Source organism: Halapricum hydrolyticum, from assembly GCF_025517535.1.
Taxonomy (GTDB): Archaea; Halobacteriota; Halobacteria; order Halobacteriales; family Haloarculaceae; genus Halapricum; species Halapricum hydrolyticum.
Genome location: NZ_JAOPKC010000001.1, coordinates 288,460 through 309,591 on the forward strand (window position 1 = coordinate 288,460; position 21,132 = coordinate 309,591).

Consider the following 21,132-nt stretch of genomic DNA (forward strand, 5'->3'; position numbering starts at 1 on the left):
TTAGATGTCCGGTTGGCCGCCGTATTCGAGCCAGATCTTGCATGGTCCCTCGCTGGAAACCATGCAGGCGCCGACTGGGTCCTGGGGCGTACACTCCTCGCCGAACAGTTCACACTCGTCGGGATCGGCCTTGCCGGCCATGATATCCCCACAGAGACACTCCTCGGTTAGTGGGTTGGAACTGGTGGTGTCGACGTCGATGTCGAACCGCTCGCGTGCGTCGTACTGCTTGTACTCCTCGCGCAAGACGAGGTTCGCGTCGGGGATCTCCGCGATCCCGCGCCACTCGCCGGTGGTGGTCTCGAAGACGTCCCACATCGCCTCCTTCGCGGGAACGTTCCCTGCTTCGGTGACACACCGCTGGTAGGCGTTTGCCAGTCCGGGCTCGTCGTCGCGGATGAACTCGAGCAGTTGCGCCAGCCCGAACAGGATGTCGATCGGCTCGAATCCGCCGACGACGGTCGGCACCTCGTAGTCCTCGACGAACTCCTCGAAGAGCCCGTAGCCGGTGATCGTCGCGGCGTGGCCCGCTGCCAGGAAGCCGTCGACGTCCGTGTCCGGGAGTTCGGCCACGACCTCCATCGCTGGCGGGACGTACTTGTGTGCGGAGAGAATCGAGAAGTTCTCCGGCGGATCGGCAGTCAGGACCGCCGCGGTCGGGGCCGCGGTCGTCTCGAAGCCGGTCGCGAAGAAGACGACCTCCCTGTCTTCCTCTTCGGCGATCTCGGCAGCCTCGCTGGCCGAGTAGACGACGCGCACGTCCGCGCCGTCGGCCTTGGCGTCGTCGAGGCTCTTCTCAGTCCCGGGGACACGGAGCATGTCCCCGTAGGTCGCGACGATCTTTCCGTCCTCGGCGAGTTCGACTGCCTCGTCGACCTCGGGCATGTCGGTCACGCACACGGGACAGCCCGGCCCCATCCGGATCGTCAGCCCATCGGGAAGGAGGCTTCGCAGGCCATACTTCGCGATGGCCTGTTCGTGGCTCCCGCAAACGTGCATAATCGTCACGCGCCCGTCGATGTCGTCCATCAGGGCCTCCAGCTTGTCGGTCAACTGTTCGGCCTTCTCGGGATCGCGAAACTGCAGATCCGGCTCGCCGCTCTCGACAGCCATCTAATCACCCCCGATTCCGAGCTGTTCGTCGGGTCCGCCGCCGATCTCTTCGAGCGCTTCGTCCTCGTCGCCTTCGAGGAACGACTCGTAGATCTCCATCGTCTCCTCGACCTCGTCGTCGGGAATCTTTCGAATCGCGAACCCCGCGTGGTTGAGGATGTAGTCGCCGACTTCGACGTCCTCGTCGACGATGTCTATCCGCACTGTCTTCTCGACGTCCCAGAACTCGGCTGTCGCCTCTGACCCATCGATCTCCGTGATCTGACCCGGTATGCCTAGACACATTGGTATCGCCTCGTATTGGTCGTCCCACGGCCGCGATTCCATCCCGATATCGCGGATCGTGGGGGTTCCTACAAACGCGTACGTGCTGGGCAGGTTTTATACTCTTCCCGATTATCACGGGTTGGAAATCATCACGATCATCTCTGTGATAGTGTTCGCTGGCCTCGTTGAAACCCCCTATCGGTGATAACTCTCCGCGGCCGTGCTGAGTACAAAGCGCGTCTTGGAAGCAGGAAGCGCCTGCCTCAAGGAACGAGCGGCTATCGCCGCGAGTGAGTAGGCAGGGGTAGTTCACCGGCATGGCAAGGCGCTTCGCGTCTTGCTGTCGTTCGAGAGACGAAGTCTCTGACGAGACGCGTGCGTCTCGAACCACAACTGAAAACGCTTCGCGTTTTCACGGATGGGGAGGAAGTCAAGACCGCTCGACGGCTGCCCGGATTTCTTTGGCGAGTTCGCTGTACCGCTCGGTGCCGGTCCCCTTCTGAATGTGGCCGGCGATCTCGATATCGTCGGTCTCGGTTTTTATCTCCTCGCGATCCTTCCCAGTGAAAAAGAAGAACGGCAGACCAGGGACGCGTTCGCGGACCTCCTGCAGGAACTCGATGCCGGACATCGATGGCATCGAGTAGTCGCTGACGACGCAGTCAAACGGCTCGGACTCGAGTCGTTCGAGCGCGTCCGGCGCGCTCGTCTCGGTCGTCACCTCGATGGCGTCGTCTTCGCGCTCTAGAAACGTCTTGGTCAGTTCGAGCACGTCCGTGTCTTCGTCGACGAGCAAGACAGTGATTGTTTCGGCCATTAGCGATAGCTACGAGAGTCACGAACTTGTAGTTTGACTCTCGGAGACACGACTACGCGTTCGCCGTATCGACAGTAGACCCGATCCGAACGCTCCGGTAGCCGCACTCCTGACAGCGCCACTTGGTCTTCTCACCGATGTTCAGATTCGTCGACGCTACCTGTATGAACGATTGTTGCTCTCCGCACGACGGACAGGCTCGCTTCTGCGAAATCGACATATTATGCTGTAGCTTCTTGAACAACTTAAAATCCCGCACCACCACAGCAAGGTCGTCGAGCAGCGGAACGACCTTTTATGCTCGACACGTCCGAACGACAGTGTATGAAGATATACACCGGCCGTGGCGACGACGGACTGACCGACCTGCGGGACATGTCTCAGGTGTCGAAATCGAGCCCCCGGATCGAAGCCTACGGGACCGTCGACGAGGTCAACGCGCTCGTCGGCGTCGTCCGACCCGTCGCATACGAGGACATCGAAGAATGCCTGCGCGAGGTGCAAAACCACCTGCACGTCGTACAGGCCGATTTCGCGACGCCCGAACCCTCGGAGGACGACCCGGTTGTCTCCGAATCGCACGTCACCCAGGTCGAAGACTGGATTGACGAGTTCGACGCTGAACTCGAACCGCTGGAGCAGTTCGTCCTCCCCAGCGGGTCCGAACCAGGATCGCAACTCCATCACGCGCGGGCGGTCTGTCGGCGTGCCGAGCGTCGCGCGGTCGAACTCGCCGGATCGCAGCCCGAGGTCAACGAACAAGCGATCGTCTATCTCAACCGGCTCTCGGACCTGCTGTTCACGCTCGCGCGCGTCCTCAACAAACGCGAAGGGAACCGCGAAGAACACCCCTCGTATTGACGACCGTCGCTGCTTCGCGGAGAACCGCTCTCTCCCCGGCAGCGGTAACCTCTGTCCGGCATATCCTTCCTTTCGTTCCCTCTCTCCCTTTTCGCGTCGGAAACGCCTTTATATTAGGATATCGTAATATTAGAATGGGGAAATAATATGTCATCACCCACCACACCCCGATTCGACTCGGAGACCCTCTATGAGGAGCACGTAGCGGGAGACCGGCAGTGCGGGGAACCGGATACAGCGATCGCCGTCACGGAGAGCGGAGTATATGTACGACCGATCGCAGAGAGCGGGGGGCCACTCGAATTTGCGCTCGGACACGAGGAGATCACGGGACTGCAGTGTCACGGGATGGTAAACAGGTCGATCGCGATCGAGACCGACGACGCGTCCTACGAGATCCCGACGACGATGCTGGACGAACGTCGCTTCAGACAGGCTATCGTCGAACGTAGCGGCCTCTCGAATCCCTGCAGGCGACTGGTCGTCGACCGCCTGGGAGTGTGCCCGTGTACGGCCGGCTCGTCGCTCGGCTGTCTGCTGATCGTGGCAGGGATCGGCCTCGTCCTCTCGGTCTTCGGCGCACTTCTCGGGATCGGCGCGATCGCCGCCGGAGCCGCGCTGCTCCTGCTGGCGTACATGTTTCGAAAAGTCTCGACGTGGCGGGGCGCCAACCGCTGGGAGCGCACGAACGGGCCGGACCAGCCAACAGTATGATCCTGTGAACGATCTTACCTTTCCACCTGTTCTCGGACGACTTCTCGGATTGTCTCGACACCTTCGACGATGCGTTCGTCGGCCACAGAATAGTAGTTGTTCACCCCGTCGCGCTCGCGGACGACCATCCCCCGGTCGCGCATGAGCTTGAGGTGCTGGGAGACCGTCGACTGTGAGATGCCGGTGAGACGCTCGATATCGGAGACGGAGTACTGCTCGCCGTCCTTGAGCACGTCGAGGATCTTCAGTCGATTCGCGTTAGAACAGACGCTACAGAAATCCGCGTGCGCCTCGTAGAATCGCTCGTCTTCCAGTTCGGACATGCGCACAATATAGCCTGTCCGAAACAAATAATGTTCGTTCCCGTATGTCGGGCAGGTAAAAACGCGAATGGTTTTTGAGGATCGTCTTCCAACGTGGCGCACGTCATGGTAGACACCGACGACCTGCGCGAACAGCTCATCGACGCCTTCGAGGGGGCGGATTATCCGATTTCCAGCCCGATGGACCTCGTCCCGGCGCTGCCGAACGGGCCGGGGACGACCTTCGAGTCGGGTGAGTTCTCGATGACGGCGATGGAGTTGAACACGAAACTCGGCAGTGGAAACTTCCCGTACGACGACGTCGAGTCGTTCGTCGACGACGTGATGGCGCAACTCGAAGAGCAGGACCTGTTGTAGTCGCCCGGAGAGCCAGGTTTATTTTGCCGGTCGCCCGAGATTCGAGTAGATGCTCAGCCCCGAGATGGAGGACTACCTCAAGGCGATCCACGAACACCAGCGCGAGACGGAGGGGCCCGTTTCGACGTCGACGATCGCCGAGAGCATGGACGTGACGCCGCCTACGGCCACGAGCATGATGGAGAAACTCGAAGAGCGGGGGCTCGTCGAACGCGAGAAGTACAAGGGGGTTCGGCTCACCGCGGAGGGTGAGACGATCGCGACGGAGGTGATCCGCCATCACCGCCTGCTGGAGACGTATCTCACCGAGAAACTCGGCTTCGACTGGACCGACGTCCACGAGGAGGCCGATCGGCTCGAACACCACATCTCTGAGGAATTCGAGCGCCGCGTTGCGGCACGGCTGGACGATCCCGATGTCGATCCGCACGGCGATCCGATCCCCAGTGACGCGCTGGAACCGCTCGAGGAGTGCGCTGGAACGGCCCTCAGCGAGTGTCACGAGGGCGACACAGTCGAAGTAACTCGCGTTCGGGACCGTGATCCGGACGAACTCGACTACCTCTCGGACGTCGGGATCGTGCCCGGAACGACGCTCACGGTCGTCGACGTGCCGCCGATCGGGCTGATCGAGGTCGAACTCGAGGATGGGGCACGAGTCTCACTGCCCGAACACGTGGCCGCGACGATCCGGGTAGCCGAAACGGAGTCCTGACCGTTCCAGCATCTGTATCACACAAGCAGCTGGATGTCGGCGTCGGCCATGTCCCGCAACGCTGTCGCAGCGCCGACGTCGGTCGTGACGCCGTCGTAGAACTCGTCGGTGTCGTACCCGAACAGATCGGCGGTCATCTGACACACCTGCAGATCGACGCCCATCTCGAGGCTCGTATCGATCAATTCTTCGATCGTCGCGGTCCCGTTGTCCTCGATCTCGCGGTTCATGTACCACGTCGCGAGGCGGTCACCGCCGGGGAACGCCCCCAGCGCGTTGGGCATCGGCATGCTGGGGTTGCCGACGGCACTGACTTTCAGGTCCCTGGAACGCTCTTCGTGGAGGATATCCAGTCCCCAGAACGTGTGGAAGACCGTCACCTCCCACCCGAACGCCGCGGCCGTGCTCGCCAGGATCAACGGCGGGTAAGCCATGTCCAGCGACCCCTTCGTCGCGATGATAGACATCTTCTTGCTGTCGTCGTCTTCGAGGTCGGCTACCTGCGCTTCGAGTTGTTCGATGCGCTCCTGGAGTGTCTCCCGTGACGGCAACGCCTCGTCCTCGCTGGATTGGCTGTCTGTGCTCATCGTTTATTCGTTGCGCACGTAGTGGGTGTAGACGGTCACGCCGTCCATTTCGGTCTGACCCTGCTCCAGCAGTGCTACGCCGTCTGTCGAGTCGGCCCACCCGCCGAGGTCGCTCTCGCTCCCCGGATCGGTGGCCAGCACTTCGAGCACGTCGCCGCTTTCGAGGTCGTCGATCGCCTGCTTGGTCTTGACGACCGGCATCGGACAGTTCTCGCCTCGCACGTCGAGCGTCTCGGCAGCTGTGAACTCCTGTGTCATGGTTGTATTGGGTGTACTGCGCAATACAGGTGCCGAATACAAAAGAGTATTGATCGGTGAAAACTGCACATATCTATCCCTACGGATTCAACCCAAAACCAGAAATTTTGGGTGTTTTAAGGGCCTTCGAATAGAAATATCGGTGACATTTTTCTGCACAATATTGCCACAAATATGAATTACTATCCAAACGTTTTAGTAGCACGGAAGGGTACAAGCAGGTGATCATGACCAAGCCATTCGTACTCGACGAGGACGGTGATGTGAGTATCGTCGGTCCCCCGGGGCTCGAACGGTTCCTGGGCAGTCCAGTGGACGGGCAGAGAGACGCCACCGAAGCAGGCGTGGATGGCGACGCAGATGACGATTGAACCACTCCAGATCACGGTCGAGGCGCTGTTTCCCAACGGCATCGCACACTACGCCGCCGGTGGGCTGCTGATCGGGCTCGGCGTCGCAGTGATCTACGCGGCCACGGGCATCATCGCCGGCGCGAGCACGTTCCTCGAGTCGACGTGGTCGTACGTCTCGTCGGTCTCGCGGTTCAACCAGCCCAAGTACCTGGCCTCGCGCGACTGGCGAGTCGTCTTCACCGTCGGGATCGTCGCCGGCGCGGCCGTCTACGCGCTGACGCTCGGGGCCGGCGGCTGGACGACCGAGGTCCAGCTGTGGCGGCTGTTCGTCGGCGGCATTCTGGTCGGCGTCGGGACACGCCTGGGCAAGGGTTGTACCTCGGGCCACGGCGTCTGCGGCATCGGCTCGGGCTCGAACACCTCCTTCGTGAACGTCGCGACGTTCCTGGCGTTCGCTATCGGGACCGCACAGCTCGTCGCCGCACTGGGGGTGTCGCCATGAGCGACCGCTCGCCGGCGTTCCACGCTGTCGTCCTCCTCGGCGGGCTGATCTTCGGCTTCGGTCTCGGCCTGAGTCAGATGGCTCGCCCGGAGGTCGTGCTCGATTTCCTGCAGTTCGAGGACTTCGGCCTGCTGTTCGTGATGGGAGGTGGCGCGGTCGTCTCAGCCATCACGTTTGCCGTGGTCCCGCGAATGTTCGACCGGGCGCCGCTGACGGGTGACGTCTTCCGCAAGCGCGTCAAATCCTTCGACCGCAACGTCGTCGTCGGCGGGACGATCTTCGGCGTCGGCTGGGGCCTCTCCGGGATCTGTCCCGGTGCCGCCTACGCGAGCGTCGGGATCGGCAACTACCCGATCCTGGTCGCGATCGGCGGGATGTTCCTCGGCGCGTACGCGCAGGGCTACTGGCGCTCCTACCGCCAGCAGACCGACGCAAGTGTCTCCATTGCCGACTGATCGCGACTGCTGTCTGCCCTCTCTGTTTGACTGCCCCCTCCGCTTCCCCTTGATTTTCTGCGGTTCGTAGCCACTGACTACAATATTGTGTAATATTGGAATGTACCAACAATACTATTACAACGGAGATACTAGGGGGAATATGCGCGCAGTATACGCGACGGACCTGTCCTCGGCGATCGACACGGCGATCGACTCGCGGGTGTGTCTGGAGTGTCTCGGACGATACGGGATCGAGGAGATCGACCTGATCACGGTGACGAGCCCCAACGTCACGGCGGGGATGCCCGGCAGTGACATCGGGGGTCGAACGAAGAAAGGCCTCGAACGCCAGAAGGCACAGCTCGAATCGGAGGGGTTCACCGTCAATATCCACGTCGTCCGTGGGACGCCACATCGGCGGATCAACGGCCTGGCGGAGCAGGTTCATGCCGACCTCATCATCGCAGGTTCGCGGGGGCAGAGCCCGCTCAAGCAGCGATTCATCGGGAGCACGGTCAAAAATCTCGCCCGGACGGCCGTCAGCCCGCTGCTGGTGCAGCGGATCGTCGAACGCGACGGATCGCCGGAGGTCGCGAACAAGCACCTCTTTCGGCGCATGCTGTACGCGACTGACTTCTCGGAGAACGCCGAGCGGGCGTTCGAGCAGTTCAACCGGACGAGAACGGCGACCCACGAGGCGACGCTGTTGCACGTCGCACCGCCGGAGCGCCGTGCTGGCGGCGAGGAAGTCGAAGACGCCGAGGAGCGCCTTGAATCGATGGCCGGATCGCTCCGGGAGAAGGGGATCGAGACGACGACGATGATCCGCGAAGGGGAAGCCGTCGAGGAGATCCTGGACGTCGAGGACGAGATCGATCCGACGACGATCCTCCTCGGCGGCCGGGGACGCAGCCGGCTGCGCAGACTTCTCCTGGGGAGCACTTCCGAAGACGTCACGGCCAGGGCGGACAGCAACGTCCTGCTCGTTCCGCCGGCCCGGTGATCCGGACACTGAAGGGAGTCCTACAACACCACTGCGTCCGGGTCTGACTGGTAATTCGGGTAACACCTATATTCCTGTCGCGAGAGCAACCGGTATGGAGTACGATATCGAACATCGCCCGTCGTACGCGCTAATCACGGCCGAGTTGAACCAGGGGGAACAGCTCCGCGCCGAGGCCGGAGCGATGGTCAGTCACACGGACGGCATCGAGATCGAGACCGGCGCGAGCGGCGGCATGTTGAGCTCGCTGAAGCGCAAGGCCTTCGGCGGGGAATCGTTTTTCATGAACACCTTCACCGCAGAACAGCCGGGCCACGTGACCCTCGCGCCGCCGCTGCCGGGCGACGTGGAACACTACCGGCTGGACCACGAGACGCTGTACGTCCAGTCGGGGTCGTTCGTCGCCGCCCAGCCCGACGTCGAGATCGATACTGAGTTCGGCGGCGGCAAGACCTTCTTCGGCGGGGAAGGGCTGTTCCTGCTCGAGTTGACCGGCACCGGATCGACGTTTCTCTCCAGTTACGGCGCGATCGAGTCCCGCGAACTCGGCCCCGGCGAGTCCTACACCGTCGATACGGGCCACATCGTCGCGTTCGAGGGATCCACGGACTTTTCGGTCCGGAAGGTCGGCGGGCTGAAGTCGACGCTGTTCAGCGGCGAAGGGTTCGTCTGTGAGTTTTCCGGCCCGGGAACCGTGTGGTTGCAGACGCGCAGCCCGGACGCGTTCCTCTCGTGGCTCGTCCCGAACCTGCCCACCAACGACGGCGGCGGTCGCGACGGCGGATTCAGCATAAACTTCTAGAACCACCCACACTCGAACGAGCTATCGTCGAACTGCAGTCGACTGGACACGACCAGCGGGAATGACTGTCCTTCGAGACTGATCTCACGAGATCCTCAGTCGATCCTACTCGATCGATGAGGTCCCCGCTGCTGGCGAGTATGTGACCAGCAGCGCTTGGTGGTCGGGTGTCGCTCCCCCGACGAACAACTGCTCGTTTGCTACCACCGCGTCACTGAATCGGGGCAACTGGTCTGCCTGTTCAGGCAACTGTTCTGCCTGTGCACCGTTGGAACGCCACGATATTTCGCCATTACCGTCGATGGCCACGAACGATGCGCCCGGTGGCCTGGACGCGTTCTCGCCGGCGGGTCGCATTGTCAGTATGAATCCATCAGAGGGGGCAAACGGGCTTTCACACGTGATATTTGCGATGTTCCATCCGTCGAACCGCCAGCGTCGAACGACCGAGAAGGTTTCACTCAACTCAACGACATCGGTGTAGGCGAAAAAGGCCGGGGTCACCGAGTTGACCGCGAGCACGGAGCAATCGTCGGGCGCCGAGATCGGTTCCGGATATCGCATCGACCAGTTCGATCCGATCGTCGCTTCCCGCTGTATCGATCCGTTCGGACTCACTTCGGCTATCGACACCAGCTCATCGTCACTTCGATCTCGTCCGAAGAGAGCTAGCGTTCCATTCGAGTTGGTCTTGATCGTATCGACTCTGCCGAACGTCTCGGTGTTGACGACGTACTGGTTCGCGACAGTCCCGCCGAGTCTGACAACGGTGATTCGTATGTGACCAGCGCCATCGGGTTCGTTCGACGGGACGTATATCTTCGGCTTGCGGTCCCCGGGCGACGCGATCACGAACAGGTCTCCATTCCGGTACGGACTAAGCGTCGCCGTCGGCACTTGACGCGACCATCGTTCAGTGCCGTCTCCGTCGAGTCGGACGAGGACGGGCTCTTCGGCCTCTTCTCTCGACCTCAGCGGCCGCAATCCGGCGACGAACCCCCCATCGTACTGTTTGAGGCCGAAAACCCCCCATCCGTTGGCCCTCCGTTCGTCCCCATCGACAATTGGCTCGCCCGTCGACGGTTCATATAGGTACTGCCATTGCTGCGTCCCATCGGTGTCGAATCCTTCGATCCACGGGATCCAGTAACTCTCGCCAGCGTCTGTCTCGGCATGTGTGAGTCCCGCCGTCGCCAGAACACTGCCGGAGACGGCGAGTCGTCCGATCAGGTCAAAGGAGGGCCACGACTGCTCGAACGTTCGACGCCAGTCTTCGACGAGCGGTGATCGCGCCGTCGTCGTCCTCTCTGTTGCCGTGCCCTCGGGCGTATCACTGACACAGCCAGCGACAGAGCCGACGATAGCACCTCCTGCCAGCGAGCCGAGTCGAGCGAGATACTCGCGGCGAGACCTGTCCATAACGGCAATTCGAGGTGTATCAAAAAAAGTGATGTCCCCCTAGATGCGCTTGCGAGGCGATCAGACACAGCACTCTCACCAGGCGGGGTGCGCGTTCGATCCCGAGAGATCACGACAACGCCTCGTGGCTCAACGCGAGAGGCCGTCAGCCGACCCGTGAACAGTACGGCAGGCGAGCGGTTTATATAAAGATCGAGGCGAATACCCCGACCCACCGTGGTCGGGGATGAAGCCGTCACACCAAGATACCAACCATTAAGTCGATATCTCGCTAATCAATAGACAGCGATGGAGTACAGTCACCGCTACCAAGCTTACCCGACAGACGAGGTAGCGGAGCGGCTGGAACACCATCTCGATGTGCATCGCCAACTCTACAACCACGTCCGCTAGGAGTACGAGAACAGCCCAGCGGACGACAAGCCAAGCGAGTACGACCAGAACAACAACCTCCCCGAGTGGAAACAGCGGTGGCCAATATTTGGTGAACTGCATTCGAAAGCCGCCCAAGCCACCGTCGCCCGTTTCCACCACAATCTCACCGCCCTGAGCAAACTCAAGGAGAAGGGGTACAACGTCGGTCGGCTCACACGCCAAGCGCCCAGTGATTATCGAAGTGTGACGTACAACCAGAGTGGTTTCGACCTCGATGAAAAGAGGGGCCACGACACGGACGCCTACGTCCGCTTCAGTAAGATCGGCTGGGTGAAAATCAGCTACTCGCGTCCAATCCCTGACCACGCCACGATCAAAAAGGAGACGACCGGCGAGTGGTTCGTCTCCTTCGGATTGGAAACAGATGCTGCCTTCTCCGAGAAGCCCGACATGGACTCGCTGGACGCGAGCAACAGCGTCGGTATCGACCTCGGCATTCTCAACTACATCCACACCTCGGACGGCACAACCGTGGAGTGGCTCGATCTCGAAGACGAATACGAGCGTCTGCGCCGCGAGCAACGCACCCTCTCACGGAAGGAGAAGGGGTCGAACAACTGGGAGAACCAACGCAAGCAGGTCGCCACGGTGAAGCGTCGAATTCGTCGCAAAGTGCTGGATTACCAGCACAAGATAACGACGTGTCTCGTCCGTGAGTACGACGCGGTGTTTGTCGAGGACTTAGACGTCACGGAGATGTTGGAGCAGTCGCACAACAGTCGCAACAAACAGGACGCGGCGTGGCGACAATTCATCACCTTACTCGAATACAAGGCCGACCTGTACGGGTGTCACGTCGTGCAGGTCGAACCCGAGGGGACAACGAAAGCGTGCGCCCGGTGTGGCGTGGAGACGGCGAAGCCGATCTGGGTCAGGGACCACTCCTGTCCAGCGTGCGGGTTCGAAACAGATAGAGATGCGAATGCGGCGATGAACGTCCTCAAGCGTGGATTTGCTGCATTAGGGCTGGGATGGCCCGAAGAAACGCCTGTCGAGACTGTGACCGTCCCCAGAAACTCTTCGAGTTTCTGGTGTGCGAACGAGAGCAAAGCTCTCGTTAACGCTACGGACACGGATGACATCCATGAAGTGTCTGCAAGTCACGTCGTGGAAACAGGAAGTCTCGTCTCGTGAGAGCAGGATTCCCCGCGCCACCGTGCGCGGGGTAACATTCAAGAATCGGTATCTTGAACATGAGATATGCTCGCCCTCCAGCTGTACGGCATCAATCCACTGGGAGAGCTGATACTCGCTGTCGTCGTTTCGATCGTGCTCGTGGCGATCGGCACGTACGTCGGCGTCCTCATGGCACTCCAGTCGTTCTTCGGAGAGTCGTCGTGGGAGGACGTGACCACGGTGAACCGAAACGAGTAGCCATGGGCACGTCGGGGCCTCGTGAATCGATGTAGCCAGCAGTACCGCTCTGCTCGAAACGTTCACCGGTCGGATTAGGACAGCGCGTTCTCGACGGCACTGGCGACAGAGCGCGCCTTCGTCGCCAGTTTCTCGGACACGTCGCCCGCCTCGACGGCCGCGTCGAGTTCGTCGTCGTCGACCCGTTCGACCGTGCCGTCGGCGTGTTTGAGGACGTCGACGTGCAGGTCGACGTACCTGACGCTCCCGGGGAAGATCTCGACCGGCGTGCAGACGTTGACGTAGGTGCCGCGCGTCTCGCCGTCCGCGCCCTTATAGATCGTCGGATACCACCACTTGCCCTCGGTGAACTTCGTCCGGGCGACGTCGCCGGCCCGTCGCTCGATCCCGAGTCCGTCGTAGGTGCCGCCGGGGGACATCTCGCGTTCGACCCAGACCGTCCCCGAAGGGTCGTACTCAGTCACCTTGCCCCGACCGAGACGGATACAGTGGCCCGCGGGCTTGCCGTGGTCGATTGCGACCGTGTCTCCTTCCGTTGGGCCGAACTGCCGAGAGACGGCCTCGAAGGGGAACTCGCCGTCGCCGTCACAGACGGCCTCGACGAAGTCGACGGCAGCACTCGCGCGCTCGTCGCCGGCCTTGATCCGGTGGTGGCCGGTCATCGTCGTCGTCACCGCGTCCCGGTGGTCGTCCAGTTCGAAGCGCGATTCGCGCCCGAACCACGCCCAGACTGTCGGTTGTCCCTCGAAGACGGTCCGGGGCGTCTCCCCGGTCGGCTCCGTTTCATCGAGGGCGTCGTCGAGTTCTTCGGCGCGTTCGACGGCGGTTTCCAGCGCGTCGCCGAGGGCGTCGAGGCCGGCGTCGTCGGCAGCGCGACTCCACTTCGCGCGCCAGCCTTCCGGTGGCTCGGTCGAGAGGAGATCCGCGAGTTCCGGACTGCCGCGACTGTCGACCGCTCCGTCTCGAACGAGCGTGACCAGCGGGCGCTGGACGCGCACCGTCGAATCCACGACCGGCCGGCCGTCGTCCCAGGGCGGCCGGGGTTCGACTACCTGTACCCGGACGGTGTCGCCCGTATCGACGTGGTCGTCGGTGTTCGAGAACGGCAGAAAGCCCGAGCGCTCGCCCAGGTCGACGAACGCACCGCCGCTGTTCGTCTCGGCGATCGTCGCGTCCCAGACCGAACCGCGGGCGGCCGGATCGCGCCAGGCCAGCGTGTCCACGTCGATCGCGGCGAGTGACGCTCGTACCTCGGGGGCGGCCGGTCCGACGACGCCGACGCCCTGTCGATCGTCGCTCGCGAACAGCGTCGCCTCCGCCGGAGCGAGGTCGAACGCCCGATCGAAGCGGTCTTCGATCGGGGGCGAGGGCTGGACGATCTCGAACCCCTCGCTCGCGAGCAGGCGGGTCAATGCGGTCGTATAGATCCCCCGGATCTTCACACGGGACGTGTCACTCATGTGTCGATAGGACGAAGTCAGTACTGCGAGTCCGATTCATCGGTGTTCGATTCGCGGCCCGAGGTTGAAAACGCCGCGGTTGCGATTACAGCGCGTTCAGGACGAGAACGAGCACGCCGAACATCGCGCCGAACGCGACCACGGATCGAGGGTCCATCGTGATCGCGTTTCGGTCTTCGGCGTCGAAGTACCGGACGAGGCCGGCACTGGACATCAGTCCGCCGCTATCGCTAGAGCTCATACCCGCTATTCCGTGATTCGGGGAAGTAAGTGTTTCGACCTCGACCACCGATCGGACGTCGGGTCCGAGGCGAGTGCCCGACAGGAACGCTGCTTACAGTTCGCCGAGTTTCCGGAGCACCTGTCCGCGGTACTCCTCGTCGCTTTCGATCCCTTTCCGTTCGAGGACGTTCCGCTGGAGTTTGTCGAGTGCGACGTTGAACGCGGTCTCCGCGCCGTATCCTTCACCGGATCCGGGGATCTGTCCTTTGTTGGTTCGCAGACGGATCTGACACTGGATCAGCGGTGTCCCGCGGAGCTTCTCCTTGTGCTCGTGGAACCGCACGTGTGCGTGGTGAACCTGCATGTCCTGGTACTTGTCGGCGACTTCCTCGATGCCGATCCGGATGTCCTCACGCGAGATCGTGTCCAGGAGATTGATGTTGGTGATCTGGACGTCCATGTGGTTCTCTTCGGTGAACGTCAACGCCCGGAGGACGTCGGTCTTGGTGATGATGCCCGCGACGAGCGACGGGTCCTCTTCAGGCGTGACGACCAGTCCCGCGTAGTCGTTGTCGAGCATCGTCTCGACGGCGTCTTTGACCGACGCGTCGAGCGTCGTCGTCTCGACGGGACTACTCATCGCGTCGTAGATCGGCAGATCGAGGATGCGGTCGACGTCGCCCGCCCGCTCGCCGACGGTCGACTTGTCCATGTCGCGCACAACGACGTCGACGATGTCGTGGCGGGTGACCATTCCGGAAAGACGGCCATCCTCGTCTACGACCGGGAGGCGGGAGATCCCGTTCTCGCGAAGGTGGTTGATCGCCTGTCCGATCTGTGCCCCCTGGTCGATCGAGATGACGTTCTCGGTGTAGATCTGCTCGACAGTCAGCGCACCGAGGTTCTCCAGGACGGCCTCGAGGATGGCGTCGTCGGTCACGACGCCCCACAGGCGATCGGCCTCGAACACCGGTGCGACTTTGATCCCGCTCTCGACGAGGACGCGGGCAGTCTCGCGAACGTCCGCCGTCCGCTCGATCTTCGGGGCGTGCTGGGTCATTGCACTGGCTTTGGTTTGGTCCTCGACGTGCGACTGTACCAGCTGTTTCTGGGTGATAACGCCCTCGTAGCCGCCGTCGTTCGTCACGATGATTCCCTTGGGATTCTCGCGCTCGAAGATCGAACGGACTTTCCCGAGGCGTTCGTCAACGTCGACTGCGACGTATTCGCTGGTAGCAATATCAGCAATATCCATCGTACACCTAGAGATAGGTTGCCAAGGGTAATCAAAGTTAACCTTGTTCCGGATCGCGGCGTCGACCCCGGATTCGAGCCGGGCGTCCAGACAGGCGACTGCGACTCTGACGCCCGGACGAGCGACTACGACTCGAACAATCGTCACTCTCAAGAGCGTCGGCGTCGGGAATACGTTCGATGCGTCACGAGCACATCATCAGCGCGAAACAGCTCTCCAGGGCGGACATAGAGGAGGTGCTGGATCACGCTGCCGAGATCGCGGCCGATCCGGCGGCCTACGCGGATCGCCACGCCGGGAAGCTGCTCGGCTTGCTCTTTTTCGAGCCGAGCACGCGGACGAAGATGAGTTTCAGCGCGGCGATCAAGCGACTCGGCGGCGACGTCGTCGACATGGGGCCGGTGGAGTATTCGAGCGTCAAGAAAGGCGAGAGCCTCGCCGACACAGTGCGGGTCGTCGAGGGGTACGCGGACGCACTGGTCATGCGCCACCCGAGCGAAGGGTCGGCACAGATGGCCACGGAGTTCGTCGACGTCCCCTTGCTGAACGGCGGCGACGGAGCCGGTCAGCACCCGACGCAGACCCTGCTCGACCTGTACACGATCCGGGAGAACGCGGGGCTGGACGACCTGTCGATCGGGATCATGGGCGATCTGAAGTACGGGCGGACGGTCCACTCGCTCGCGCACGCGTTGACGAATTTCGACACACACCAGCACTTCATCAGTCCTGAGAGCCTGCAACTGCCGCGTTCGGTCCGCTATGACCTTCACGAGGAGGGCGCGACGATTCGGGAACACACGGAACTGGAAGAGATCCTGCCGTCGCTGGACGTGCTGTACGTCACGCGCATCCAGGAAGAGCGGTTCCCGGACGAAAACGAGTATCGTGAAGTCGCCGGCGAGTACCAGATCGACGCCGCCACGCTCGAAGCCGCGAGCGACGACCTGACCGTCATGCACCCGCTCCCGCGGGTCGACGAAATCGCGCACGACGTCGACGCGACCGAGCACGCGACGTTCTTCGAACAGGCGCACAACGGCGTGCCAGTCAGGATGGCACTGCTCGATCTCCTGCTGGAGGGGACACGATGAGCGACGATCAGAAACTCCGCGTCAGCAAGATCCACAACGGAACCGTCATCGACCACATCGCCGGCGGGCAGGCGCTGAACGTTCTCGCGATCCTCGGGATCGACGGTGCCGACGGCGAGCCGATCAGTATCGTGATGAACACGCCCAGCGACCGCCTGGGGACCAAAGACATCATCAAAGTCGAGGGCCGGGAACTCAGCGAGGCCGAGGTCGACGTCCTCTCGCTGATCGCGCCGGCCGCGACGATCAACATCATCCGCGACTACGACGTCGTCGAGAAACACCGCGTGAACCGCCCCGAGGAAGTCGTCGGCGTGCTCGAATGTCCCAACCAGCACTGCATCACGACCGAGAACGAGCCGATCGACTCACAGTTCGAGGTTCTCGAAGACGGTGTGCGGTGTGCCTACTGCGATACGATCATCCGCGAAGATCTGGCCGCACACATCCTCGCCGGTTGATCGACCACCCCAGGCTGCACGCGGATGTCGGTCAGGAAACCCTCACGTCCGCGATTTCGAACCGGGTACCACCGGCGTCGTTGTCGGTGACAGTGATCGTCCAGCCGGCGCTGTCGGCGATCTGTGAGACAATGTACAGCCCGAGACCGAGGCCGTCGTCGTCAGTCGAGTATCCCCTTTCGAAGACCGCGTCACGAGCGCCGTCGGGAATCCCCGGGCCGTCGTCGGCGACGTAAAACCCGTCCTGTTCGTCGAGTGCACCGACGGTGACAGTCACGTCCGGACCGGCGTGTTCCACGGCGTTGCGAAAGAGGTTCTCGAAGAGCTGGCGCAGACTCGACCGATCCGCCCTGATCGTCGCTTTTTCGACGGAGAGCGTCGCGTCTGCCGTTTCGACAGCTTCCCACGCCCCTCTTGCGACCGCTTTCAGGTCGAGTTGCTCCGTCGTTACGCCCGAGACGGCACCGCCCCGAACGACTGGCCCACCTTCGCTGAGTGCTGCCTGTAGGTCGTCGATCAACGCTTCCATCTCGCGTAACGACTTCTCGACTGCCTCGAGATGTTCATCCTCGCGTTTCGTCTTCGCGAGTTCGAGATGTCCGGCGGCTACCTCGATCGGATTGCGCAAATCGTGTGAGAGGACGCCCGAGAACTCTTCCAGCCGGTCTTTCTGGTCGCGGAGATCTTGCTCGCGACGTTTGCGATCGGTGATGTCCCATGCCACACCGACCAGGAGAGGATCGCCGTCAGTCTCCATCAGGTACGCATCGATGTGTACCCATTTCGCGCCGCAGTGATCCGGATGCGTCCGAAAATCGACGCCGAACTGTGTTCTCTCTCTGTCGAATATCTGCCGATACAGCGGCTCGACCTCGGGGAGATCATCGGGATGGACGCCGCGCTCGAAAAACGACGAGATGTCGTCTATCTCTCGAATGACGCTCTCGAGTGGGGGGATGTTCCCCACTTTCGCGACGACGTCTTTCGTGTCTGTGTCGACAGCCCACACCACCGCGTTTGCACGCTTCAGGGCGACTGCCACGTACTCCGGGATCGCCCCGTTCCGAGCCATTATCCATAATATATTATCATGAACAATGGGCGTTTCGGTGGATTTCAATCTGCTTGGGCGTTCGGGTCAGACACGACAGTGGGACGGAAGTCCGAGGGGAAAGATTTTATCGCGGCAGGTCGTTTTCTCGATTGATGTCTACGAAAGCGAAAGTCGTGATCGCCCTGATCGCCCTCGTAGTGGTGTACAAACTCGCAATCAAGGACTAGCACGTCCGTTGCTTCGAGCGTGACTGACTTGCCGCAGGCTCCCCTGGTGGGGGTATGGTCGGCATCGTCACGCGAAACGAACCCGAACTGTCGTGGTCGGGGTTCGACCGCGCCTTCTACGAACAGAAATCCGCCAGCGGCCGCGCCAGCGAGTCCACGGCCGACGGGATCAACACTCTCGCGTGCTTCGCTGACGACACGACGATTCGGGACCGACCGGAACTCGCCGCGCGTTCCCGGGACGGCCAGCCGGCGACCAGCGAGCACCCGACTCTCGATCAGTCGTACGTCTGCCCCACTCACGAGTCCTACCGCGAGGGGCTGCTGAAGATGATCGGAGACGCCGGCCGAGCGAGCGGCGACGTGCGACTCGACGATATCGGCTTTCCGCGGGCCGAGTTCTGTCACTGTGAGCGCTGCGACCGACGATTTGCCGCAAGCGAGTACGCTGACCGTCCGGCCTGGCGTGCGAGCGTCGTCACCGACTTCGTCGCGGCGGCACGCGAGCGCGTGCCCGGCGACCTGCTCGTCGGGCTTTTCCCTGATCCGTATCCCGCCCATCTCTACGAGCGGTCTGGGATCGACCTCGAGGCGCTCGAACCGATGGTCGAGGAGTTCGTCGTCCCGCTGTACGACACGAGCTACGGGACGACCTACTGGCTCGAATCGATCGCGAGCGGATTCGCCGACCGTCTCGACGCTCGCGTGAGCGTCGAGCTGTACGCGGGCGTCGAGATCGACCCCCTGCTGGCAGCGACTGCCGCCGTCGAACCGCACGCCGACGCGGTGCTGTACGGCTACGACGCCAGCACGGCCAGGGCAGCGATAAGACGGCGCAATGCCGACTCGCGCGGCGGCGTCACGCACCGACCGGACGACGTCTAGTCGCCGCCGAGGTTCACGACAGCCGTGATCGACGACGCCTAGTCGTCTTCGAGCCAGGACTGCAGGACGGACCGGTCGCGGGCGTCGTCGGGGAGCGTCTCGAACCAGCGCGCCCGGACGATCTCGCCGTCGGGATCTTCGACGGTCAGTTCCGTCGTTTCGGCCTCGGCCTCGTATATCGGTAATACGCCCCAGGTCGTGTGTCCGTCGCCGTGGAACTCGACGCGCCCGAGCAATGCGAGTCCGTCAAACGTGGCCTCGATCCCCGCCTCTTCGGTGAGTTCGCGCCGGGCAGCCGCCTCGAAGGACTCCTCGCCGTCGACTTCGCCGCCGGGCAACACCCACATGTCGACGTCGCGGTGACGGACGAGCAGGACCGCCCCGTTGTCGTCGGTCACCAGCGCGTGTGCGCCGTAGGGGAGGCCGTTCTCGCTGATCCGCTGAGCGACCGTCCGGAACCGCCGTCGTGAGACCCACCGCGTCTTCGTGAACTCGGTGATGCCGTCGTGGGCCGACTGTAGTTGGTGGTGGGTCTGCTCGGCCTGCTGGTCGGCCTCGTCGGCCAGGTACCACAGGTTGTCGACGGCCGTCATCGCCCTGAGGGAGACGAGCGTCTTCGTGACTGCAAGCGACCGCCGGCGACGCGTGTGACAATCATACGTGTCCATAGCACGGAGAGCAGTATAAGTCTTCGACCACGGCGAATCAGTCCCTTTTTTACCGGCCCCGAAGAACGACTGTCCATGAGCTTCGAAGAAGACGACCGTGTGATTCTGCACGACGAACACAGCGACCACGACGGCGAAGTCGGAACCGTTACACAGAAGATGGAGACGATGTTCGGCGACGCAAACTACGTCGTCAGTTTCGAGGAGGGCCAGGAACAGGGTGTGCCCGAGGACAACCTCGAACCCGCCGAAGAAGACGACGAGACCGGCGAAGACGACGAAGACGACTGAACCTGTCGATGTCGTCGGTCCCGCTTCACTACATCGATCTCCGGACGTTCTGCTACGCGACAGAGGACGAGAAGCGCGTCGAGGACGCACTGCGGACGCTGTTGCCCGAGGAGTTCGAACTACAGCGGCTGGAAAACGAGGGCCATCACGGCGACCGGATCCTCGTGTTCTCGGCACGAGTCGAGAACGCCGACGCGATGCGGGTCGTGCTGGACCGGCTCGGCGAACTCCCGTCCGAACAGCGCCAGCAACTGCTCGGGGAACTGGACGAGCGGGTCACCGACAACACGGAACTGTTTCTGACGCTCGACAAGCAGGCGGCGTTCGGGGGCGACGTTCGGCTCGGTGACGGGATCACGGTCCGCGCGAAAGTCGAGGCCTATCCCGCCACGAAGGACGCCGCCGTCGAGAACGCCCGCGACGTGCTCGAATCGCTGTAATATGACGCGCTACGAGGCCGTTCACGCCGATCCCGACGGTGACGCGACCGTCGCCAGGCTCGCGCTCACCGCGAGCGAATACGGGTACGACGGGATTGTCGTTCGCAATCACGGCGACGCATCCCCGGAATACGACGGCGACCGGATCGGCGAGAAATACGGGATCGACGTCGTCGAAGGGGTCGAGATCCGGGCGGACGACCCCGGGCGAGCGAGCGGGTTCGTCGGCAACCACCGCGACCGCCGGACCATCGTCGCCGTCCACGGCGGGACAGTCGAGATGAACCGCTTCGCCGTCGAGCAGCCGGCGGTGGACGTGCTCGCACACCCGATGGTCGGTGACGGCGACTTCAACCACGTGCTCGCGAAAGCCGCTGCGACCAACAGCGTCCACGTCGAGTTGTCGCTGGCACGCGTTCTCCGGGCGGACGGGGGCGAGCGCGTCCAGGCGCTGCGTGACCTCCGCAAACTCCGGGAGTTGCTCGATGACGCCGACGCACCGTTCGTCGTCAGTGCCGACCCGCAAAGCCACCTCCAGTTGCGCGCACCGCGAGAGCTCCGTGCGATCGGAGCCGTGCTCGGGTTCGACGCGGACGTGATCGAGACCGGGTTGGCAGCCTGGGGCGAGCTTGCCGAGCGCAACCGCGAGCGCGCGAGCGACGCGTTCGTCGAACCGGGCGTGTGGCTCGACGAAGAGTGACCGAGACGCGATCGAGCCTTCTTTGCGCGCGGCACCCG

General features: G+C 62.4%; 29 protein-coding genes and 1 pseudogene. 17 read left to right on the plus strand and 13 right to left on the minus strand.

Annotated features, from left to right (window positions below; genetic code table 11):
- The 4 genes from hypD to OB916_RS17070 form a co-directional block, all read right to left on the minus strand.
- Positions 1 to 1,113 carry a hydrogenase formation protein HypD gene (gene hypD / locus OB916_RS01470; RefSeq protein WP_315907498.1) on the minus strand — a complete coding sequence of 371 codons (1,113 nt, stop codon included), beginning with the start codon at positions 1,111 to 1,113 and terminating at the stop codon, positions 1 to 3.
- On the minus strand, positions 1,114 to 1,398 hold the full coding sequence (locus OB916_RS01475; RefSeq protein ID WP_315907499.1) for a HypC/HybG/HupF family hydrogenase formation chaperone: 285 nt from the start codon (positions 1,396 to 1,398) through the stop codon (positions 1,114 to 1,116).
- Between the two features lie 412 nt (positions 1,399 to 1,810).
- Positions 1,811 to 2,197, minus strand: coding sequence for a response regulator (locus OB916_RS01480; protein WP_315907500.1), 387 nt, complete (start codon positions 2,195 to 2,197; stop codon positions 1,811 to 1,813).
- Positions 2,198 to 2,249: 52 nt separating this feature from the next.
- Complete coding sequence (locus tag OB916_RS17070; RefSeq protein ID WP_449267319.1) at positions 2,250 to 2,417, minus strand: DUF7838 family putative zinc beta-ribbon protein; 168 nt, start codon at positions 2,415 to 2,417, stop codon at positions 2,250 to 2,252.
- Positions 2,418 to 2,521: 104 nt separating this feature from the next.
- Between OB916_RS17070 and OB916_RS01485 the strand changes: the two genes are divergently transcribed.
- Together OB916_RS01485 and OB916_RS01490 are read left to right on the plus strand one after the other, a co-directional pair.
- Complete coding sequence (locus OB916_RS01485) at positions 2,522 to 3,058, plus strand: cob(I)yrinic acid a,c-diamide adenosyltransferase (protein WP_315907501.1); 537 nt, start codon at positions 2,522 to 2,524, stop codon at positions 3,056 to 3,058.
- Positions 3,059 to 3,205: 147 nt separating this feature from the next.
- On the plus strand, positions 3,206 to 3,772 hold the full coding sequence (locus tag OB916_RS01490; RefSeq protein ID WP_315907502.1) for a hypothetical protein: 567 nt from the start codon (positions 3,206 to 3,208) through the stop codon (positions 3,770 to 3,772).
- Positions 3,773 to 3,786: 14 nt separating this feature from the next.
- Here the strand turns inward: OB916_RS01490 and OB916_RS01495 are convergent, their stop codons facing one another.
- A complete protein-coding gene (locus OB916_RS01495) occupies positions 3,787 to 4,095 on the minus strand; it encodes an ArsR/SmtB family transcription factor (protein ID WP_315907503.1) in 309 nt (102 codons plus the stop codon).
- A 105-nt stretch (positions 4,096 to 4,200) separates the two neighbouring features.
- On the opposite strand from OB916_RS01495, the gene OB916_RS01500 reads away from it, so the two are divergent.
- Positions 4,201 to 4,452: an MTH865 family protein gene (locus OB916_RS01500; protein WP_315907504.1), complete on the plus strand. Its 252-nt coding sequence runs from the start codon at positions 4,201 to 4,203 to the stop codon at positions 4,450 to 4,452.
- Between the two features lie 49 nt (positions 4,453 to 4,501).
- On the plus strand, positions 4,502 to 5,167 hold the full coding sequence (locus OB916_RS01505) for a metal-dependent transcriptional regulator (protein ID WP_315907505.1): 666 nt from the start codon (positions 4,502 to 4,504) through the stop codon (positions 5,165 to 5,167).
- A 17-nt stretch (positions 5,168 to 5,184) separates the two neighbouring features.
- Here the strand turns inward: OB916_RS01505 and OB916_RS01510 are convergent, their stop codons facing one another.
- On the minus strand, positions 5,185 to 5,754 hold the full coding sequence (locus tag OB916_RS01510; RefSeq protein ID WP_315907506.1) for a DsrE/DsrF/DrsH-like family protein: 570 nt from the start codon (positions 5,752 to 5,754) through the stop codon (positions 5,185 to 5,187).
- Between the two features lie 3 nt (positions 5,755 to 5,757).
- Positions 5,758 to 6,012, minus strand: a complete 255-nt coding sequence (locus OB916_RS01515) for a sulfurtransferase TusA family protein (protein WP_315907507.1) — start codon at positions 6,010 to 6,012, stop codon at positions 5,758 to 5,760.
- 227 nt (positions 6,013 to 6,239) lie between these two features.
- On the opposite strand from OB916_RS01515, the gene OB916_RS01520 reads away from it, so the two are divergent.
- The 5 genes from OB916_RS01520 (at position 6,240) to OB916_RS01540 (ending at position 9,109) form a co-directional block, all read left to right on the plus strand.
- On the plus strand, positions 6,240 to 6,383 hold the full coding sequence (locus OB916_RS01520; RefSeq protein WP_315907508.1) for a hypothetical protein: 144 nt from the start codon (positions 6,240 to 6,242) through the stop codon (positions 6,381 to 6,383).
- Entirely contained in the window at positions 6,373 to 6,867 is a 495-nt protein-coding gene (locus tag OB916_RS01525) for a YeeE/YedE family protein (RefSeq protein ID WP_315907509.1), read from the plus strand. Before OB916_RS01520 ends, OB916_RS01525 begins: the two co-directional genes overlap by 11 nt.
- Complete coding sequence (locus OB916_RS01530; RefSeq protein ID WP_315907510.1) at positions 6,864 to 7,322, plus strand: YeeE/YedE family protein; 459 nt, start codon at positions 6,864 to 6,866, stop codon at positions 7,320 to 7,322. The genes OB916_RS01525 and OB916_RS01530 overlap by 4 nt, the downstream gene beginning before the upstream one ends.
- A gap of 142 nt (positions 7,323 to 7,464) precedes the next feature.
- On the plus strand, positions 7,465 to 8,307 hold the full coding sequence (locus tag OB916_RS01535; RefSeq protein ID WP_315907511.1) for a universal stress protein: 843 nt from the start codon (positions 7,465 to 7,467) through the stop codon (positions 8,305 to 8,307).
- A 94-nt stretch (positions 8,308 to 8,401) separates the two neighbouring features.
- Positions 8,402 to 9,109 carry a TIGR00266 family protein gene (locus tag OB916_RS01540; RefSeq protein WP_315907512.1) on the plus strand — a complete coding sequence of 236 codons (708 nt, stop codon included), beginning with the start codon at positions 8,402 to 8,404 and terminating at the stop codon, positions 9,107 to 9,109.
- 105 nt (positions 9,110 to 9,214) lie between these two features.
- Here the strand turns inward: OB916_RS01540 and OB916_RS01545 are convergent, their stop codons facing one another.
- Positions 9,215 to 10,528: a hypothetical protein gene (locus tag OB916_RS01545; RefSeq protein WP_315907513.1), complete on the minus strand. Its 1,314-nt coding sequence runs from the start codon at positions 10,526 to 10,528 to the stop codon at positions 9,215 to 9,217.
- A 288-nt stretch (positions 10,529 to 10,816) separates the two neighbouring features.
- Here OB916_RS01545 and OB916_RS01550 point away from each other — a divergent pair.
- A pseudogene (locus OB916_RS01550) lies at positions 10,817 to 12,097 on the plus strand (RNA-guided endonuclease InsQ/TnpB family protein).
- A 66-nt stretch (positions 12,098 to 12,163) separates the two neighbouring features.
- Positions 12,164 to 12,337, plus strand: coding sequence for a hypothetical protein (locus OB916_RS01555; protein ID WP_315907514.1), 174 nt, complete (start codon positions 12,164 to 12,166; stop codon positions 12,335 to 12,337).
- A 74-nt stretch (positions 12,338 to 12,411) separates the two neighbouring features.
- Here the strand turns inward: OB916_RS01555 and OB916_RS01560 are convergent, their stop codons facing one another.
- The 3 genes from OB916_RS01560 to OB916_RS01570 all read right to left on the minus strand — a co-directional run bounded on the left by OB916_RS01560 (position 12,412) and on the right by OB916_RS01570 (position 15,274).
- Positions 12,412 to 13,797, minus strand: coding sequence for a DUF402 domain-containing protein (locus tag OB916_RS01560; protein WP_315907515.1), 1,386 nt, complete (start codon positions 13,795 to 13,797; stop codon positions 12,412 to 12,414).
- Positions 13,798 to 13,882: 85 nt separating this feature from the next.
- Positions 13,883 to 14,038 (minus strand): preprotein translocase subunit Sec61beta, encoded by a 156-nt coding sequence (locus tag OB916_RS01565; RefSeq protein ID WP_229109108.1) that lies wholly within the window; start codon positions 14,036 to 14,038, stop codon positions 13,883 to 13,885.
- A 93-nt stretch (positions 14,039 to 14,131) separates the two neighbouring features.
- Entirely contained in the window at positions 14,132 to 15,274 is a 1,143-nt protein-coding gene (locus OB916_RS01570; protein ID WP_315907516.1) for a CBS domain-containing protein, read from the minus strand.
- Between the two features lie 179 nt (positions 15,275 to 15,453).
- Here OB916_RS01570 and pyrB point away from each other — a divergent pair, with 179 nt between their 5' ends.
- Positions 15,454 to 16,368 (plus strand): aspartate carbamoyltransferase, encoded by a 915-nt coding sequence (gene pyrB, locus OB916_RS01575; protein ID WP_315907517.1) that lies wholly within the window; start codon positions 15,454 to 15,456, stop codon positions 16,366 to 16,368.
- On the plus strand, positions 16,365 to 16,829 hold the full coding sequence (gene pyrI / locus OB916_RS01580) for an aspartate carbamoyltransferase regulatory subunit (protein ID WP_315907518.1): 465 nt from the start codon (positions 16,365 to 16,367) through the stop codon (positions 16,827 to 16,829). The genes pyrB and pyrI overlap by 4 nt, the downstream gene beginning before the upstream one ends.
- 31 nt (positions 16,830 to 16,860) lie before the next feature.
- Here the strand turns inward: pyrI and OB916_RS01585 are convergent, their stop codons facing one another.
- A complete protein-coding gene (locus OB916_RS01585) occupies positions 16,861 to 17,901 on the minus strand; it encodes a sensor histidine kinase (RefSeq protein WP_315907519.1) in 1,041 nt (346 codons plus the stop codon).
- A gap of 263 nt (positions 17,902 to 18,164) precedes the next feature.
- Between OB916_RS01585 and OB916_RS01590 the strand changes: the two genes are divergently transcribed.
- Positions 18,165 to 18,995 carry a hypothetical protein gene (locus OB916_RS01590; RefSeq protein ID WP_315907520.1) on the plus strand — a complete coding sequence of 277 codons (831 nt, stop codon included), beginning with the start codon at positions 18,165 to 18,167 and terminating at the stop codon, positions 18,993 to 18,995.
- A gap of 38 nt (positions 18,996 to 19,033) precedes the next feature.
- Here the strand turns inward: OB916_RS01590 and OB916_RS01595 are convergent, their stop codons facing one another.
- The gene (locus OB916_RS01595) at positions 19,034 to 19,588 is read right to left on the minus strand and encodes an NUDIX hydrolase (RefSeq protein ID WP_315907801.1); all 555 of its coding nucleotides are present in this window, start codon (positions 19,586 to 19,588) and stop codon (positions 19,034 to 19,036) included.
- 150 nt (positions 19,589 to 19,738) lie between these two features.
- Here OB916_RS01595 and OB916_RS01600 point away from each other — a divergent pair, with 150 nt between their 5' ends.
- From OB916_RS01600 to OB916_RS01610, 3 genes are read left to right on the plus strand one after another with little or no spacing between them, the layout of a single operon-like run.
- Entirely contained in the window at positions 19,739 to 19,954 is a 216-nt protein-coding gene (locus OB916_RS01600) for a DUF1918 domain-containing protein (RefSeq protein ID WP_315907521.1), read from the plus strand.
- 8 nt (positions 19,955 to 19,962) lie between these two features.
- A complete protein-coding gene (locus tag OB916_RS01605; protein ID WP_315907522.1) occupies positions 19,963 to 20,394 on the plus strand; it encodes an RNA-binding protein in 432 nt (143 codons plus the stop codon).
- A 1-nt stretch (position 20,395) separates the two neighbouring features.
- On the plus strand, positions 20,396 to 21,094 hold the full coding sequence (locus OB916_RS01610) for an RNase P subunit p30 family protein (RefSeq protein WP_315907523.1): 699 nt from the start codon (positions 20,396 to 20,398) through the stop codon (positions 21,092 to 21,094).
- Positions 21,095 to 21,132 lie beyond the last annotated feature (38 nt).

What these genes read in the sequence shown, in the direction of transcription:
- OB916_RS01500 (WP_315907504.1), top strand. Translation starts at nt 4,201, where the DNA reads ATGGTAGACACCGACGACCTGCGCGAACAGCTCATCGACGCCTTCGAG.
- OB916_RS01540 (WP_315907512.1), top strand. Translation starts at nt 8,402, where the DNA reads ATGGAGTACGATATCGAACATCGCCCGTCGTACGCGCTAATCACGGCC.
- OB916_RS01505 (WP_315907505.1), top strand. Translation starts at nt 4,502, where the DNA reads ATGCTCAGCCCCGAGATGGAGGACTACCTCAAGGCGATCCACGAACAC.
- hypD (WP_315907498.1), bottom strand. Translation starts at nt 1,113, where the DNA reads ATGGCTGTCGAGAGCGGCGAGCCGGATCTGCAGTTTCGCGATCCCGAG.
- OB916_RS01475 (WP_315907499.1), bottom strand. Translation starts at nt 1,398, where the DNA reads ATGTGTCTAGGCATACCGGGTCAGATCACGGAGATCGATGGGTCAGAG.
- OB916_RS01515 (WP_315907507.1), bottom strand. Translation starts at nt 6,012, where the DNA reads ATGACACAGGAGTTCACAGCTGCCGAGACGCTCGACGTGCGAGGCGAG.
- OB916_RS01560 (WP_315907515.1), bottom strand. Translation starts at nt 13,797, where the DNA reads ATGAGTGACACGTCCCGTGTGAAGATCCGGGGGATCTATACGACCGCA.
- OB916_RS01555 (WP_315907514.1), top strand. Translation starts at nt 12,164, where the DNA reads ATGCTCGCCCTCCAGCTGTACGGCATCAATCCACTGGGAGAGCTGATA.
- OB916_RS01610 (WP_315907523.1), top strand. Translation starts at nt 20,396, where the DNA reads ATGACGCGCTACGAGGCCGTTCACGCCGATCCCGACGGTGACGCGACC.
- OB916_RS01545 (WP_315907513.1), bottom strand. Translation starts at nt 10,528, where the DNA reads ATGGACAGGTCTCGCCGCGAGTATCTCGCTCGACTCGGCTCGCTGGCA.
- OB916_RS01530 (WP_315907510.1), top strand. Translation starts at nt 6,864, where the DNA reads ATGAGCGACCGCTCGCCGGCGTTCCACGCTGTCGTCCTCCTCGGCGGG.
- pyrB (WP_315907517.1), top strand. Translation starts at nt 15,454, where the DNA reads ATGCGTCACGAGCACATCATCAGCGCGAAACAGCTCTCCAGGGCGGAC.
- pyrI (WP_315907518.1), top strand. Translation starts at nt 16,365, where the DNA reads ATGAGCGACGATCAGAAACTCCGCGTCAGCAAGATCCACAACGGAACC.
- OB916_RS01490 (WP_315907502.1), top strand. Translation starts at nt 3,206, where the DNA reads ATGTCATCACCCACCACACCCCGATTCGACTCGGAGACCCTCTATGAG.
- OB916_RS01485 (WP_315907501.1), top strand. Translation starts at nt 2,522, where the DNA reads ATGAAGATATACACCGGCCGTGGCGACGACGGACTGACCGACCTGCGG.
- OB916_RS01590 (WP_315907520.1), top strand. Translation starts at nt 18,165, where the DNA reads ATGGTCGGCATCGTCACGCGAAACGAACCCGAACTGTCGTGGTCGGGG.
- OB916_RS01520 (WP_315907508.1), top strand. Translation starts at nt 6,240, where the DNA reads ATGACCAAGCCATTCGTACTCGACGAGGACGGTGATGTGAGTATCGTC.
- OB916_RS01510 (WP_315907506.1), bottom strand. Translation starts at nt 5,754, where the DNA reads ATGAGCACAGACAGCCAATCCAGCGAGGACGAGGCGTTGCCGTCACGG.
- OB916_RS01585 (WP_315907519.1), bottom strand. Translation starts at nt 17,901, where the DNA reads ATGGCTCGGAACGGGGCGATCCCGGAGTACGTGGCAGTCGCCCTGAAG.
- OB916_RS01565 (WP_229109108.1), bottom strand. Translation starts at nt 14,038, where the DNA reads ATGAGCTCTAGCGATAGCGGCGGACTGATGTCCAGTGCCGGCCTCGTC.
- OB916_RS01495 (WP_315907503.1), bottom strand. Translation starts at nt 4,095, where the DNA reads ATGTCCGAACTGGAAGACGAGCGATTCTACGAGGCGCACGCGGATTTC.
- OB916_RS01600 (WP_315907521.1), top strand. Translation starts at nt 19,739, where the DNA reads ATGAGCTTCGAAGAAGACGACCGTGTGATTCTGCACGACGAACACAGC.
- OB916_RS17070 (WP_449267319.1), bottom strand. Translation starts at nt 2,417, where the DNA reads ATGTCGATTTCGCAGAAGCGAGCCTGTCCGTCGTGCGGAGAGCAACAA.
- OB916_RS01480 (WP_315907500.1), bottom strand. Translation starts at nt 2,197, where the DNA reads ATGGCCGAAACAATCACTGTCTTGCTCGTCGACGAAGACACGGACGTG.
- OB916_RS01570 (WP_315907516.1), bottom strand. Translation starts at nt 15,274, where the DNA reads ATGGATATTGCTGATATTGCTACCAGCGAATACGTCGCAGTCGACGTT.
- OB916_RS01605 (WP_315907522.1), top strand. Translation starts at nt 19,963, where the DNA reads ATGTCGTCGGTCCCGCTTCACTACATCGATCTCCGGACGTTCTGCTAC.
- OB916_RS01525 (WP_315907509.1), top strand. Translation starts at nt 6,373, where the DNA reads ATGACGATTGAACCACTCCAGATCACGGTCGAGGCGCTGTTTCCCAAC.
- OB916_RS01595 (WP_315907801.1), bottom strand. Translation starts at nt 19,588, where the DNA reads ATGACGGCCGTCGACAACCTGTGGTACCTGGCCGACGAGGCCGACCAG.
- OB916_RS01535 (WP_315907511.1), top strand. Translation starts at nt 7,465, where the DNA reads ATGCGCGCAGTATACGCGACGGACCTGTCCTCGGCGATCGACACGGCG.